The following is a 13,699-nucleotide window of genomic DNA, read 5'->3' as shown; positions in this document are numbered from 1 at the left end:
AGCGGAGCCTACTGGGCGGGGGCGGCGGGGGAAGACCGGGTGGGGGTGGTGGGGGAAGACTGCGTCGGGGCGGCGGGAGAAGCGGCACCGGGGGCCGGGGCGGTGACCAGCACGTCCGCGTCGAAGCAGGTGCGGGCGCCGGTGTGGCAGGCGGCGCCGACCTGGTCGACCTTGACGAGGACGGTGTCGGCGTCGCAGTCCAGGGCCACGGACTTGACGTGCTGGAAGTGGCCGGAGGTGTCGCCCTTGACCCAGTACTCCTGGCGGCTGCGGGACCAGTAGGTGCAGCGGCCGGTGGTGAGCGTGCGGTGCAGCGCCTCGTCGTCCATCCAGCCGAGCATCAGCACCTCGCCCGTGTCGTACTGCTGGGCGATGGCGGGGACCAGGCCGTCGGGGCTGCGCTTGAGGCGGGCGGCGATGGCGGGGTCCAGGGTGGTGAGGGAAGAGGTGTCGGTGTCGGAGGCGCGGCTGCTCATGGTGTCCATTGTGCCGTGCGGCATCCTGCTGGCATGGATCAGCAGCCGCCCGTGCCGCCACCGCCGCCGGATCCGGACCGGGCCGGGAGGGTCGCGGTGGTTGTGCTGGGGGTGGTGTTCCTGGCGGCGGTGGGTGTGGGCGTGGTGTTGCTGCTGCGGCGGTGAGGCGGTGGAGGGTGCGGCGGTTGGGGTGTCCGGTGGGTCAGGGTCGGAAAGGCCGCGTCAGAGCCCCAGCTTCGCCTCCAGCAACTTGGCGACGGCGTCCTTGTCCCCGTCCAGCTCCACCTCTGCCACGGCCTGCCGGCCGAACACGAACATCGTCAGCTCCCCCGGCTCCCCGGTCGCCGTGACCACCGGGGTGCCGCGGTTGGCCACCGCCGTCCGGCCGTCCGGCCGCCGCAGCACCAGCCCCACCGGTGCACCGCGTCCCAGCACCCGGGCCATGCGCTCGACCCTCGACCACAGCGCGTCCGAGAAGACCGGATCGAGTTCGCGGGCGGTCCAGTCGGGCTGCGCCCGCCGGACGTCCTCGGCGTGGACATAGAACTCGACGGTGTTGGAGGCCTCGTCGATCTGCTTGAGGGAGAACGGCGACATCCCGGGCGGCCCGGTCCTGATCAGCTGGATCAGTTCCTCGTACGGCTTGGCTGCGAACTCCGCCTGCACCCGCTCCAACCGGGCCGCCAGCGGCTTGACGAGGAGGCCCGCGGCCGCGTCCGCCCGCCGTTCGCGCACCACCACGTGCGCGGCCAGCTGCCGCGTCGTCCAGTTCTCGCACAGCGTCGGCGCGTCTGGGCCCGCGCTCTCCAACAGGTCGGCGAGTAGCAGCCGTTCACGCTTCGCATGGGTCGACATACGGCCAGCGTACGACCGGGGTACCGGAGCTGCCACGGCGCCGCGCCCCGGGCGGCCGTCCCGGCGCACGGTCCGCCGGGTCAGGACATGCCCGTCACGACATCCTCATCAAGGCATCCCCATCGAGCCGTCCCCATCAGCACATCCCCGTCAGGACATCCCCAGATCCAGGTGTTCCATCAGGATGCGTTCCAGTTCCCGGGCCGCCCGGGGCGGGGAGACGTCGCCGCGGTGGGCCACCGAGATGACCCGGTGCATGCCGGGGGTCGAGAAGCGGGTGACGCGCAGACCGGAGCGTTCGGCGACCATGCTGGGGACCACGGCGATGCCGAGGCCGGCGCGGACGAAGCCGAGGACGGCGTCCATTTCGCCGCCCTCCACGGTGAAGGTGGGCTCAAAGCCCGCCGCGCGGCATGCCGCGGTGGTGAATTCCCGCAGGTCGTAGCCGCGTCGGAACATGGCCAGCGGGCGGTCGCGCAGATCCTCGATGCGGATGCGGGTACGGCGGCCCGCCGGGGAGGGGCGGTCCGCGGCGGAGACCACCACGAGTTCCTCGCGCAGCAGGTCGGAGGTGGCGAGGGCGGGGGCCTGGCCGGGGAGCGGGGTGATGATCAGGGCCAGGTCGAGTTCGCCGTCGGCCAGTGCGCGGACCAGGTCCTGTGAGCCGTCCTCGTTGACGATCAGGTCGACGCCCGGGTAGGTGGCGTGGAAGGCGCTCAGGACGTCGGGGACGAGGCTGGCGCAGAGGCTGGGCGGGGCGCCGAGGCGGAGCCGGCCACGGCGGAGCTGGGCGACCTCCTGGACCTCGCGGCGGGCGGTCTCGGTGTCCGCGAGGATGCGGCGGGCCAGCGGCAGGAGGGTCTCGCCGGCGTCGGTGAGGGTGATGTGGCCGCGGGCGCGGTGGAACAGGTCGGCTCCCAACTCCCGTTCCAGGGAGCGGATTTGCTGGGAGAGCGAGGGCTGGGCCACATGCTCGCGTTCGGCGGCGCGGGTGAAGTGACGGGTGTCCGCCACCGCGGTGAAGTAGCGGAGCTGCTGCAGCTGCATGCCCGCGATGTTAGGCGACGATAGCCTCTTCCTATGGATATGAGCCGGACCATGTCTTGGACTGATCGGACCGACGGTCCCTAACGTCAGGACTCATGGCACTGGACACTCGGACGGATCGACGGCCGTCCTTCGCGGGCCTTCTGTGGCGCTCGACCGTCGGCAAGAAGACGGCGATGGCCGTCAGCGGCATCGTGATGCTGCTGTATCTGGTCGTCCATATGCTGGGCAATCTCAAGATCTTCTTCGGGGCCGTGGAATTCGATGCCTATGCGGCCTGGCTGCGGACGATCGGTGGGCCTTTTCTGCACCATGAGTGGTTTCTCTGGATCGCCCGGGTGGTGCTGGTCGCCGCGGTGGTGACGCATGCGGTGGCGGCGTTTCAGCTCAGCCGACGGGATATCGCGGCCCGGCCGACGCAGTATGCGCACAAACGGCAGCGGGCTTCTTATGCCACCCGGACGATGCGCTGGGGCGGTGTCATCCTCGGACTCTTCATCGTCTGGCACATTCTGGATCTGACGACGCTGACGGTGAATCCGCGCGCCGAGTCCGGCCACCCGTACGCGAATGTCGTCGCGACGTTCTCCACCTGGTACGGCAACGTCGTCTACATCGTCGCGATGCTCGCTCTCGGGCTGCACGTCCGGCACGGGTTCTGGAGCGCCGCACAGACCCTGGGCGCCAACCGGCCCGGCCGCGACCGCACTCTCAAGAACACCGCCAACGCCCTCGCGCTGCTGTTGACGGTGGGCTTCATCTCCGTACCCGTCGCCGTCATGACCGGATTGGTGAGCTGACGTGAACCACACCGCCTACTCCGATTACACCGCCGGCGCACCGGTCGCCGACACAAAGGCGCCCCAGGGCCCGATCGCCGAACGCTGGGACACCCGCCGCTTCGAAGCGAAGCTGGTCAATCCGGCCAACCGCCGAAAGCACACGGTGATCGTCGTCGGCACCGGTCTCGCGGGCGGTGCGGCGGGGGCCACGCTCGCCGAACAGGGTTACCACGTCGAGCAGTTCTGCTATCAGGACTCGCCGCGCCGGGCGCATTCCATCGCGGCGCAAGGCGGAATCAACGCGGCGAAGAACTACCGGAACGACGGGGATTCCATCCACCGCCTCTTCTACGACACCGTCAAGGGCGGCGACTTCCGCGCCCGCGAGTCGAACGTCCACCGTCTCGCGCAGATCTCCGTCGAGATCATCGACCAGTGCGTGGCCCAGGGTGTGCCGTTCGCCCGCGAATACGGCGGGCTGCTCGACACCCGCTCCTTCGGCGGCGTCCAGGTCTCCCGTACCTTCTACGCCCGCGGCCAGACGGGGCAGCAGCTGCTGCTCGGCGCCTATCAGGCGCTCTCCCGGCAGATAGCGGGCGGGGCGGTGAATCTGCATGCCCGTACCGAGATGCTCGATGTGATCGTTGTCGACGGACGGGCGCGGGGCATCGTCGCCCGCGACCTGGTCACCGGGCGGATCGATACGTATTTCGCGGACGCCGTCGTCCTGGCCAGCGGTGGCTACGGCAATGTCTTCTATCTCTCCACCAATGCCATGAATTCGAATGCGACCGCCGTCTGGCGGGCGCACCGCCGCGGCGCCTACTTCGCCAATCCCTGCTTCACCCAGATCCACCCCACCTGCATCCCACGCACCGGCGATCACCAGTCCAAGCTGACGCTGATGAGCGAATCGCTGCGCAATGACGGGCGTATCTGGGTGCCGCAGGCGAAGGGCGACGCACGGTCACCGAAGGACATTCCCGAGGACGAGCGCGACTACTACCTGGAGCGGATCTATCCGGCGTTCGGCAATCTCGTGCCGCGCGATATCGCCTCCCGGGCGGCGAAGAACGTGTGCGACGAGGGACGCGGTGTCGGGCCCGGCGGGCAGGGCGTATACCTGGACTTCGCGGACGCCATCGCGCGCATGGGAAAGGCCAAGGTCGAGGAGAAATACGGCAACCTCTTCGACATGTACGAGCGGATCACCGCGGAGAATCCGTACGAGGTACCGATGCGGATCTACCCCGCCGTGCACTACACCATGGGCGGATTGTGGGTCGACTACGACTTGCAGACCACCGTCCCGGGACTGTTCGCGATCGGCGAGGCCAATTTCTCCGACCATGGCGCGAACCGCCTGGGCGCTTCGGCCCTGATGCAGGGCCTGGCCGACGGCTACTTCGTCCTCCCCTCCACCATCAATGACTACCTCGCCCGCAATCCGCACCACCACGAGGTCGATGCCGGACATCCGGCGGCGGTCGCGGCGGTGCGGGAGACCCAGGAGCGGCTGGCCCGGCTGCTGGCCGTCGACGGTGACCGTACGCCCGACTCCTTTCACCGGGAGATCGGCGAACTCATGTGGGAATACTGCGGAATGGCCCGTACCGAGGAGGGCCTGCGCAAGGCCCTCGACCGGATTCCGCAGATCCGCGAGGAATTCTGGCGGCGCATCAAGGTGCCGGGCACCGGCGAGGAATTCAACCAGTCGCTGGAGAAGGCCAATCGCGTTGTCGACTATCTGGAGCTCGCCGAGCTGATGTGCCTCGACGCGCTGCACCGCGCCGAGTCCTGCGGCGGCCATTTCCGCGAGGAGTCCCAGACCCCGGACGGCGAGGCCGCCCGCCGCGACGACGCATTCTCCTACGTTGCCGCCTGGGAATACGGGGGGTCCGGGGGTCGTCCCCCGGGAGAACACAGCACCGGCACCGGCGCGGCCCCCGCCCTCCACAAGGAAGACCTGGTCTTCGAGTACGTCCACCCCACTCAGCGGAGCTACGCATGAGGCTCAATCTGCGCGTCTGGCGCCAGCAGAACCCCGACGCCCCCGGCGCCATGGCCACCTACCAGGTCGACAACATCTCCTCCGACATGTCGTTCCTGGAGATGCTCGACACCCTCAACGAGGAACTGATCCTCGCCGGTGACGACCCGGTCGCCTTCGACCACGACTGCCGCGAAGGCATCTGCGGCGCATGCAGCCTGGTCATCAACGGCGACGCCCATGGCCCGGAGCGGACCACCACCTGCCAGCTGCACATGCGGTCGTTCAAGAACGGCGACACCATCGACGTCGAGCCGTGGCGGGCCTCGGCCTTCCCGGTGGTCAAGGACCTGGTCGTCGACCGCTCCGCCTTCGACCGCATCATCCAGTCCGGCGGCTACATCACCGCACCGACCGGCGCCGCGCCCGAGGCCCATGCCACGGCCGTCCCCAAGCCGGCCGCCGACACCGCATTCGAGCACGCCGAGTGCATCGGCTGCGGCGCCTGCGTGGCGGCCTGCCCCAACGGCTCGGCGATGCTCTTCACCTCCGCCAAGGTCGTCCACCTCAACTCCCTGCCCCAGGGTGCCCCGGAGCGCGAGAGCCGGGTCCTGGACATGGTGGAGCAGATGGACACCGAGGGCTTCGGCGGCTGCACCAACACCGGCGCATGCGCGACCGCCTGCCCCAAGGGCATCCCGCTGTTCAGCATCACCAAGATGAACCGCGAGTTCGTACGGGCGGCGCGCAGGGGACGCTGAGTCAGCGCTCCGGGCCGCCCCGCTCACGCCCCCTCAGCGCACCGGATGCCCAGCCTCCCGCAGCGCCTCCTTGACCTGGCCGATGCGGAGGTCGCCGAAGTGGAAGACGGAGGCGGCGAGGACCGCGTCCGCGCCGGCGGAGACGGCGGGGGCGAAGTCGGCGAGGCGGCCGGCGCCGCCGGAGGCGATGACGGGGACGGTGACGTGCTTGCGGACGGCCTCGATCATCTCGATGTCGTAGCCGTTCTTGGTGCCGTCGGCGTCCATGGAGTTGAGGAGGATCTCGCCGGCGCCCAGTTCGGCGGCGCGGTGGGCCCATTCGACGGCGTCGATGCCGGCGGAGCGGCGCCCGCCGTGGGTGGTGACCTCGAAGGAGCCAGGATAGCCACTGCGGGAAGGGATCCGGCGGGCGTCCACCGACAGGACCAGGACCTGGCTGCCGAAGCGTTCGGCGATCTCGCGGATCAGGTCGGGGCGCGCGATGGCGGCGGTGTTGACGCCGACCTTGTCGGCGCCCGCGCGCAGCAGCTTGTCGACGTCCTCGGTGGTGCGGACGCCGCCGCCGACCGTGAGGGGGATGAAGACCTGCTCGGCGGTGCGGCGGACCACGTCGTACGTCGTCTCGCGGTCGCCGGAGGAGGCGGTGATGTCGAGGAAGGTCAGCTCGTCCGCGCCCTCCTCGCCGTAGATCTTGGCCATCTCGACGGGGTCACCCGCGTCGCGCAGGTTCTGGAAATTCACACCCTTGACGACCCGGCCGTTGTCGACGTCCAGGCAAGGGATGACTCGGACCGCCAGGGTCATGTCTGTTCGGGCCTCTCTGCAGGTTCTCTGAAGGCTTCGGGTTCTCTGAAGGCTTCTAGTTCCACTTCGACCAGGACGCGGGAATCGACGAAGCCGGAGACCACGACCAGGGTCGCGGCGGGGCGTACGGCGCCGAAGAGTTCCTTGTGGGCGCGGCTGACCGCGTCCACGTCGCGCAGGTGAGTGAGATACATACGGGTGCGGAGGACGGCGTCGGCACCGAGGCCGAACGGCGTGAGCGCGGCGAGCGCGTTGCCGAAGGCGGCCTTGGTCTGCTCGTACGGGTCGCCCTCACCCTGCAGGACGCCGTCGACCAGCGGCATCGTGCCGGCGACCAGGACCCGGTCGCCGGCTGCCACGGCGCGTGCGAAGCCGATGGCCTCTTCCCAGGGACTGCCGGTCCGTACGCGCTCGATGGTCATCACGCCGCCTCTCGGTACACCGTTTACGACACTGCTGCCAGCGCCTCTTCCAAGGTGAACGCCTTCGCGTAGAGCGCCTTGCCGACGATCGCGCCCTCGACACCCTCGGGTACCAGGGTCGCAATCGCCCGGAGATCGTCAAGTGAGGAAACGCCGCCGGAGGCGACGACGGGGCGGTCGGTGGCCGCGCAGACGTTCTTGAGCAGCTCCAGGTTGGGGCCCTGGAGCGTGCCGTCCTTGTTGATGTCGGTGACGACGTAGCGGGCGCAGCCCTCGGCGTCCAGGCGGGCCAGGGTCTCGTAGAGGTCGCCGCCGTCGCGGGTCCAGCCGCGGCCGCGCAGCGTCGTGCCGCGGACGTCCAGGCCGACCGCGATCTTGTCGCCGTGCTCGGCGATGACCTTGGCGACCCACTCGGGGGTCTCCAGGGCGGCCGTGCCGAGGTTGACGCGCTTGCAGCCGGTGGCGAGCGCCGCGGCCAGCGAGGCGTCATCGCGGATGCCGCCGGACAGCTCGACCTTGATGTCCATGGAGCGGGCGACCTCGGCGATCTGCGCCCGGTTGTCGCCGGTGCCGAAGGCCGCGTCGAGGTCGACGAGGTGCAGCCACTCGGCGCCGGCCTGCTGCCAGGCGAGGGCGGCCTGCAGCGGGTCGCCGTAGGAGGTCTCGGAGCCGGACTCGCCGTGCACGAGGCGGACGGCCTGGCCGTCGCGGACGTCCACGGCGGGGAGGAGTTCAAGCTTCGGCATTTCGGGACTCACAGGGTCTTGATCCAGTTGGTCAGGAGCTGGGCGCCGGCGTCGCCGGACTTCTCGGGGTGGAACTGGGTGGCCCACAGCGGCCCGTTCTCCACCGCGGCCACGAACGGCTCGCCGTGCCGGGCCCAGGTGACCCGCGGCGCCACGATGTGCGGGTTGCCGACCTCCAGCTCCCAGTCGTGCACCGCGTAGGAGTGCACGAAGTAGTAGCGGGCGTCGGTGGGCAGGCCGGCGAAGAGCTGGGAGCCCTCGGGGGCGTCGACCGTGTTCCAGCCCATGTGCGGGACGACATCGGCCTTGAGCGGGCCGACCGTGCCGGGCCACTCGTCCAGGCCCTCGGTCGCCACGTCGTGCTCGATACCGCGGGCGAACAGGATCTGCATGCCGACGCAGATGCCCATGACGGGGCGGCCGCCGGACAGCCGGCGGCCGACGATCCAGTCGCCGCGGGCCTCCTTCAGCCCCCGCATACAGGCGGCGAAGGCGCCGACGCCGGGCACCAGCAGGCCGTCGGCGTTCATCGCCCGCTCGTAGTCCCGGGTGATCTCCACATCGGCGCCGACATGGGCGAGGGCGCGCTCGGCGGAGCGGATGTTGCCGAAGCCGTAGTCGAAGACGACGACTTTCTTACGGGATGCAGCGGCGGTCAATTCCACACCTCCAGCCGCAGCACGCCGGCGACCAGGCACATCGCGGAGCCGATCGCGACCAGCGTGATGACGCTCTTGGGCAGCTGCTGCTTCCAGAAGGAGTAGACACCGCCGAGGAGGAAGAGGCCGACGATGATGAAGACGGTGGAGAGGCCGTTCACTACAGGGCGCCCTTCGTGGACGGGAGGATGCCGGCCGCGCGCGTGTCGCGCTCGCTGGCGTAACGCAGGGCCCGGGCCAGCGCCTTGAACTGGCACTCCACGATGTGGTGGGCGTTGCGGCCGTACGGGACGTGGATGTGCAGCGCGATCTGGGCCTGGGCGACGAACGACTCAAAGATGTGCCGGGTCATCGTGGTGTCGTAGCTGCCGATCATCGGCGCCATGTTCTCCGGCTCGGTGTGCACCAGATACGGGCGGCCGGAGAGGTCGACGGTGACCTGGGCGAGCGACTCGTCCAGCGGGACGGTGCAGTTGCCGAAGCGGTAGATGCCGACCTTGTCGCCGAGGGCCTGCTTGAAGGCGGCACCCAGCGCGAGGGCGGTGTCCTCGATGGTGTGGTGGGTGTCGATGTGCAGATCGCCGTCGGTCTTGACCTTGAGGTCGAAGAGGCCGTGCCGGCCGAGCTGGTCGAGCATGTGGTCGTAGAAGCCGACCCCGGTCGACACGTCGACCTGCCCGGTGCCGTCGAGATCGATCTCGACGAGGACCGTCGTCTCCTTGGTGGTGCGCTCGACCCGTCCTAGGCGGCTCATGAGCTCTGCTCCTTCTTCAGTGCGCGAACCGCATCGAGGAACGCGTCGTTCTCTGCGGGCGTGCCGGCGGTGACCCGCAGCCACCCCGGTACGCCGTTGTCACGGACCAGGACGCCCCGGTCGAGGATCTTCTGCCAGACCTCGTGCGCGCTCCGGAACCGTCCGAACTGCACGAAGTTGGCGTCCGACTCGGTCACGTCGTAACCGATCGCGCGCAGCTCGGTGACCAGGCGGTCCCGCTCGGCCTTGAGCTGCTCGACGTACTTCAGGAGCGTGTCGGTGTGCTCCAGGGCGGCGAGCGCGGTGGCCTGGGTGACGGACGAGAGGTGGTACGGGAGCCGGACGAGCTGGACGGCGTCGACCACGGCGGGGTCGGCGGCCAGATAGCCGAGGCGGAGACCGGCGGCGCCGAACGCCTTCGACATGGTCCGGGAGACGACCAGATTCGGCCGGCCCTCGATCAGTGGGAGCAGCGAGGGGCGGTGGCTGAACTCGCCGTAGGCCTCGTCGATCACCACGAGCGCCCCGGCGGTGTCCGCCTTGGCCGCCTGCGCGGCCTCGTACAGGGCGAGGACCGTCTCGGCCTCGACGGCGGTGCCGGTGGGGTTGTTCGGGGAGCAGATGAAGACCACATCGGGCCGCTGCTCGGCGATGGCCGCCAGCGCCGCCTCGACGTCGATGGTGAAGTCGTCGGTGCGTGGTCCGGAGATCCAGCCGGTCCCGGTGCCGCGCGAGATCAGCCCGTGCATGGAGTACGACGGCTCGAAGCCGATCGCGGTGCGGCCGGGACCGCCGAAGGTCTGCAGCAGCTGCTGGATGACCTCGTTGGAGCCGTTGGCGGCCCAGACCTGCTCGGTGGTGACCTCATGGCCGGCGGTGCGGGTGAGGTACCGGGCCAGCTCGGTGCGCAGCTCGACCGCGTCCCGGTCGGGGTAGCGGTTGAGCTGCCGGGCTGCGTCGGTGACCCGCTCGGCGATCCGCCGGACCAGCGGCTCGGGCAGCGGGTAGGGGTTCTCGTTGGTGTTCAGGCGTACGGGGACATCCAGCTGCGGCGCGCCGTACGGGGACTTGCCGCGCAGCTCGTCCCGGATGGGGAGATCGTCGATGCGGGTCACGTGCCTGCTCACTTGCTCTGCGGAACCTTCCAGTCATTGCGATCCTCGCGTTCCCCCTCAGGGAAACGCGCCATGACGGCCGCGCCATGGGCCGGAAGATCCTCGGCCTCGGCGAGGGTCACCACATGGTGGGCGACCTCGGCCAGCGCGTCACGCGAGTAGTCCACGACGTGGATACCGCGCAGGAAGGACTGCACGGAAAGCCCCGAGGAATGGCAGGCGCAGCCGCCGGTGGGCAGGACGTGGTTGGAGCCGGCGCAGTAGTCGCCGAGCGAGACCGGCGCGTACGGGCCGACGAAGACCGCGCCGGCGTTGCGGACCCGGGCGGCGACGGCGGAGGCGTCCGCGGTCTGGATTTCGAGGTGCTCGGCACCGTAGGCGTCCACGACCTTGAGGCCCTCGTCGAGGCCGTCGACGAGGACGATCGCGGACTGCCGGCCGGACAGCGCGGGGACGATCCGGTCCTCGACGTGCTTGGTCGCCGCGATCTGCGGCTCCAGCTCCTTCTCGGTCTTCTCGGCCAGCTCCACCGAGTCGGTGACCAGGACGGCGGCGGCCATCGGGTCGTGCTCGGCCTGGCTGATCAGATCGGCGGCGACGTGTACCGGGTCGGCGGTGTCGTCCGCGAGGATCGCGATCTCGGTGGGCCCGGCCTCGGAGTCGATGCCGATCCGGCCCTTGAGCAGCCGCTTGGCGGCGGCGACATAGATGTTGCCGGGGCCGGTGACGAGGTTGGTGGGCAGGCACTCGTCGGTGCCGTACGCGAACATCGCGATGGCCTGGGCGCCGCCGGCCGCATAGACCTCGTCCACGCCGAGGAGGGCACAGGTCGCGAGGATCGTGGGGTGCGGCAGGCCGTCGAAGTCAGCTTGGGGCGGCGAGGTGACGGCCAACGACTCGACGCCGGCCTCCTGCGCGGGGACGACGTTCATGACGACGGACGAGGGGTAGACCGAGCGGCCGCCCGGGACGTAGAGACCCACCCGCTCGACCGGGACCCAGCGCTCGGTGACCGTGCCGCCGGGGACGACCTTGGTCGTGGTGTCCGTACGGCGCTGCTCGCGGTGCACGATCCGGGCGCGCCGGATGGACTCCTCAAGGGCGGCCCGTACGGCCGGATCCAGCTCGGCGAGGGCGCTCTGCAGGGCCTCGGCGGGGACCCGTACGCGCTCGATCTCCACACCGTCGAACCGCCGCGCGTAATCGATCAGCGCCGCGGTGCCGCGATGGCGTACGTCCTCGCAGATGGGCCGCACCTTCTCCAGGGCGGCTTCCACGTCGAACTCGGCACGAGGCAGCAGATCGCGCAGGGCGCCGCCCTCGGGGAGGGCGTCACCGCGCAGGTCGATTCGGGAGATCACGCCCCCAGTGTCTCAGACCCGATCTCGCGCCCGTCCGCGCGTATCACTCAGTGATACACAGCGATGCGCCACCCGGACGCACGGTGGACCGGTCACGCGAAGTTGACCGGAGTTGGCCCTGACCGCTCGTGTTCAAGCAGTCACCCGGCGGGCAGGGGGTCCACAGGGCGTTACGGGGACACGCACGGGACGGGTGTGAGCCCGGCCCGGCAGACCATCGCGGACATGCGCGGATCTCGCGGCACCGCACGACCAGGGGGAGGAGGATCCCACAGTGACCGAGCCCGGGGACGGTGACGCGCCCGCCGGCCTGCAGCTGACATCGGCGGAATGGAGCATGTGGCAGGCCTTTCGGAACGGCAGCACCTGCGATCTGCACATCGGCGATCCGGCCAGGGACGATCCGCACGGACAGCATCTGTGGGGACCGGAGCGCCGGGTGCGCGGCCGTGTCGTGGCGCTGCTGCTGCTCGACGGGCCGCCCGCCCAGCCGGGCCGGGTCTCCGCGCTCAAGCTCACCGGCGCGTACATCACGGACACTCTGGACGTCGCGGGCGGCACGATCAAGCCATTCGTGGAACTGCGGGACTGCCGCTTCGAGGCCGAGGTGATACTGCCCGAGAGCCGGTTCACCACGCTCCGGATGGTGAACTGCGCGATACCCCGGGTGGAGGCGGCCCGGCTGCACACCGAGGGCGATCTGCATCTGCCGCGCTGTGTGGTGCACTCCGGCATCCGGCTCACGGACGCGCACATCGGCACGGATCTGCTGCTCAGCCAAGCCGTGGTGCACAAGGACCGGCAGGGCCGGTCGATCATGGCGGACGGGATGACCGTCGCACAGGATCTGCAGGCCGAGATGATGGAGTCCTACGGCGAGCTGTCGCTGCGCGGCGCCACGATCGGTGTGTCACTGAGCCTGCGCGGCAGCCGGCTGAGCAATCCGTTCGGCCGCCGGGCGCTGAACGCCCCGCAGCTGACCGTCGAGCGCACCCTCTATCTGACCGCCGCCGGCCTGGCGAACTCCCCGTTCTCCAGCAGCGCCACTCCCCCGTACGGCATCGCGCACACCCCTTCCCGCGGCACCCGTATGCAGCGCTTCGAGTGCGAGGGCGGGATGCGGCTCGACGACGGACGGTTCGGCGACGCGGTCGACTTCGAGCACGCGCGGTTCATCCTGGAGTCAGACCAGGAGCTGTCGCTGCGCCGCATCCAGACGCCCGAGCTGCGGTTCCTCGGGGAACGTCCGCAGCGCGGCCGGGTGATCCTCTCCGGCGCCCGGGTCGTCAATCTCGTCGACAAGTCGGCGAGCTGGCCGGGCCTCGGCGGCCTGTGGATGGCGGGCTTCTCGTACGAGACGCTGATCCCCCGCGGCCACTTCCCGCTCGCGCTGCGGCTCCAGTGGGTGGCCGCGGCGACCCCCGAGTACGCGCCGGAGCCGTACGAGATGCTGGCCACCGCGCTGCGCACCAGCGGTGAGGACGCCGACGCGCGGGAGGTGCTGCTGGCCAAGCAGCGGCGCCGCCGGGAGACGCTGCCGCTGGCGGGCAAGGCCTGGGGGTTCCTCCAGGAGTGGACGGTGGCGTACGGGTACCGGCCGGGGCGGGCCGCGGTGTGGATGGCGATCCTGTGGGCGATCGGCACGGTCTATTTCACCCAGTCCCCGCCGCCTCCGCTCAAGCCGGGCGAGTCGCCGCCCTGGAATCCGTATCTCTACGCCCTGGACCTGCTGCTGCCGGTGATCGACCTCTATCAGGGCGCCGCGTGGAAGCCGTCCGGTGGCGCGCAGTGGGTGGCGGCGGTGCTGATCCTCGCGGGCTGGGTGCTGGCCACGACCGTCGCGGCGGGCGCGTCACGGCTGCTGCGGCGGCAGTAGCCGTGACCTCTGGGGGGCGGGCGGGAGAAGGTCAGCGAGCGGGTGGGAAGG

The 13,699-nt window shown here is 70.1% G+C and carries 16 protein-coding genes; 5 read left to right on the top strand and 11 right to left on the bottom strand.

The genetic code is table 11. The features are described from left to right. Positions 1-8: 8 nt before the first annotated feature. A complete protein-coding gene (gene hisI / locus AB0I10_RS06815) occupies positions 9-476 on the bottom strand; it encodes a phosphoribosyl-AMP cyclohydrolase (RefSeq protein ID WP_363151248.1) in 468 nt (155 codons plus the stop codon). 33 nt (positions 477-509) lie between these two features. Here hisI and AB0I10_RS06810 point away from each other — a divergent pair, with 33 nt between their 5' ends. Beyond that, on the top strand, positions 510-641 hold the full coding sequence (locus tag AB0I10_RS06810; RefSeq protein WP_363151247.1) for a hypothetical protein: 132 nt from the start codon (positions 510-512) through the stop codon (positions 639-641). A gap of 57 nt (positions 642-698) precedes the next feature. Here the strand turns inward: AB0I10_RS06810 and AB0I10_RS06805 are convergent, their stop codons facing one another. Beyond that, complete coding sequence (locus AB0I10_RS06805; RefSeq protein ID WP_363151246.1) at positions 699-1,331, bottom strand: TIGR03085 family metal-binding protein; 633 nt, start codon at positions 1,329-1,331, stop codon at positions 699-701. Positions 1,332-1,481: 150 nt separating this feature from the next. Then, positions 1,482-2,378: a LysR substrate-binding domain-containing protein gene (locus AB0I10_RS06800; protein WP_363151245.1), complete on the bottom strand. Its 897-nt coding sequence runs from the start codon at positions 2,376-2,378 to the stop codon at positions 1,482-1,484. Between the two features lie 95 nt (positions 2,379-2,473). On the opposite strand from AB0I10_RS06800, the gene AB0I10_RS06795 reads away from it, so the two are divergent. The 3 genes from AB0I10_RS06795 to AB0I10_RS06785 are packed head-to-tail and all read left to right on the top strand — an operon-like array spanning position 2,474 to position 5,911. Further along, positions 2,474-3,178: a succinate dehydrogenase cytochrome b subunit gene (locus AB0I10_RS06795; protein ID WP_363151244.1), complete on the top strand. Its 705-nt coding sequence runs from the start codon at positions 2,474-2,476 to the stop codon at positions 3,176-3,178. A gap of 1 nt (position 3,179) precedes the next feature. Continuing rightward, positions 3,180-5,171 carry a fumarate reductase/succinate dehydrogenase flavoprotein subunit gene (locus tag AB0I10_RS06790; RefSeq protein WP_363151243.1) on the top strand — a complete coding sequence of 664 codons (1,992 nt, stop codon included), beginning with the start codon at positions 3,180-3,182 and terminating at the stop codon, positions 5,169-5,171. Continuing rightward, positions 5,168-5,911 (top strand): succinate dehydrogenase/fumarate reductase iron-sulfur subunit, encoded by a 744-nt coding sequence (locus AB0I10_RS06785; RefSeq protein WP_363151242.1) that lies wholly within the window; start codon positions 5,168-5,170, stop codon positions 5,909-5,911. The genes AB0I10_RS06790 and AB0I10_RS06785 overlap by 4 nt, the downstream gene beginning before the upstream one ends. 33 nt (positions 5,912-5,944) lie before the next feature. On the opposite strand, the gene hisF is transcribed toward AB0I10_RS06785, so the two are convergent. Genes hisF through hisD form a run of 8 tightly spaced genes read right to left on the bottom strand, consistent with a single transcriptional unit; the run spans position 5,945 to position 11,772 of the window. Then, positions 5,945-6,715, bottom strand: coding sequence for an imidazole glycerol phosphate synthase subunit HisF (gene hisF, locus AB0I10_RS06780; RefSeq protein WP_363151241.1), 771 nt, complete (start codon positions 6,713-6,715; stop codon positions 5,945-5,947). Continuing rightward, positions 6,712-7,137: a RidA family protein gene (locus AB0I10_RS06775; RefSeq protein WP_363151240.1), complete on the bottom strand. Its 426-nt coding sequence runs from the start codon at positions 7,135-7,137 to the stop codon at positions 6,712-6,714. The genes hisF and AB0I10_RS06775 overlap by 4 nt, the downstream gene beginning before the upstream one ends. A gap of 23 nt (positions 7,138-7,160) precedes the next feature. Then, entirely contained in the window at positions 7,161-7,883 is a 723-nt protein-coding gene (gene priA, locus AB0I10_RS06770; protein WP_363151239.1) for a bifunctional 1-(5-phosphoribosyl)-5-((5-phosphoribosylamino)methylideneamino)imidazole-4-carboxamide isomerase/phosphoribosylanthranilate isomerase PriA, read from the bottom strand. A gap of 8 nt (positions 7,884-7,891) precedes the next feature. After that, a complete protein-coding gene (gene hisH, locus AB0I10_RS06765; protein ID WP_363151238.1) occupies positions 7,892-8,542 on the bottom strand; it encodes an imidazole glycerol phosphate synthase subunit HisH in 651 nt (216 codons plus the stop codon). After that, positions 8,539-8,703 (bottom strand): hypothetical protein, encoded by a 165-nt coding sequence (locus tag AB0I10_RS06760; RefSeq protein WP_363151237.1) that lies wholly within the window; start codon positions 8,701-8,703, stop codon positions 8,539-8,541. Before AB0I10_RS06760 ends, hisH begins: the two co-directional genes overlap by 4 nt. Continuing rightward, on the bottom strand, positions 8,703-9,296 hold the full coding sequence (gene hisB / locus AB0I10_RS06755; protein WP_363151236.1) for an imidazoleglycerol-phosphate dehydratase HisB: 594 nt from the start codon (positions 9,294-9,296) through the stop codon (positions 8,703-8,705). The genes AB0I10_RS06760 and hisB overlap by 1 nt, the downstream gene beginning before the upstream one ends. Further along, entirely contained in the window at positions 9,293-10,411 is a 1,119-nt protein-coding gene (locus AB0I10_RS06750) for a histidinol-phosphate transaminase (protein WP_363151333.1), read from the bottom strand. Before AB0I10_RS06750 ends, hisB begins: the two co-directional genes overlap by 4 nt. Positions 10,412-10,419: 8 nt before the next feature. After that, on the bottom strand, positions 10,420-11,772 hold the full coding sequence (gene hisD / locus AB0I10_RS06745) for a histidinol dehydrogenase (protein WP_363151235.1): 1,353 nt from the start codon (positions 11,770-11,772) through the stop codon (positions 10,420-10,422). Positions 11,773-12,046: 274 nt separating this feature from the next. Here hisD and AB0I10_RS06740 point away from each other — a divergent pair, with 274 nt between their 5' ends. Further along, positions 12,047-13,648: an oxidoreductase gene (locus AB0I10_RS06740; protein ID WP_363151234.1), complete on the top strand. Its 1,602-nt coding sequence runs from the start codon at positions 12,047-12,049 to the stop codon at positions 13,646-13,648. The last annotated feature ends 51 nt before the right edge of the window (positions 13,649-13,699 follow it).

The sequence above is a fragment of the Streptomyces sp. NPDC050636 genome (assembly GCF_040654775.1).
Lineage (GTDB): Bacteria > Actinomycetota > Actinomycetes > Streptomycetales > Streptomycetaceae > Streptomyces.
Note: the sequence above shows the minus strand (reverse complement) of the source record. Positions and strands in the feature narration are given on the sequence as shown.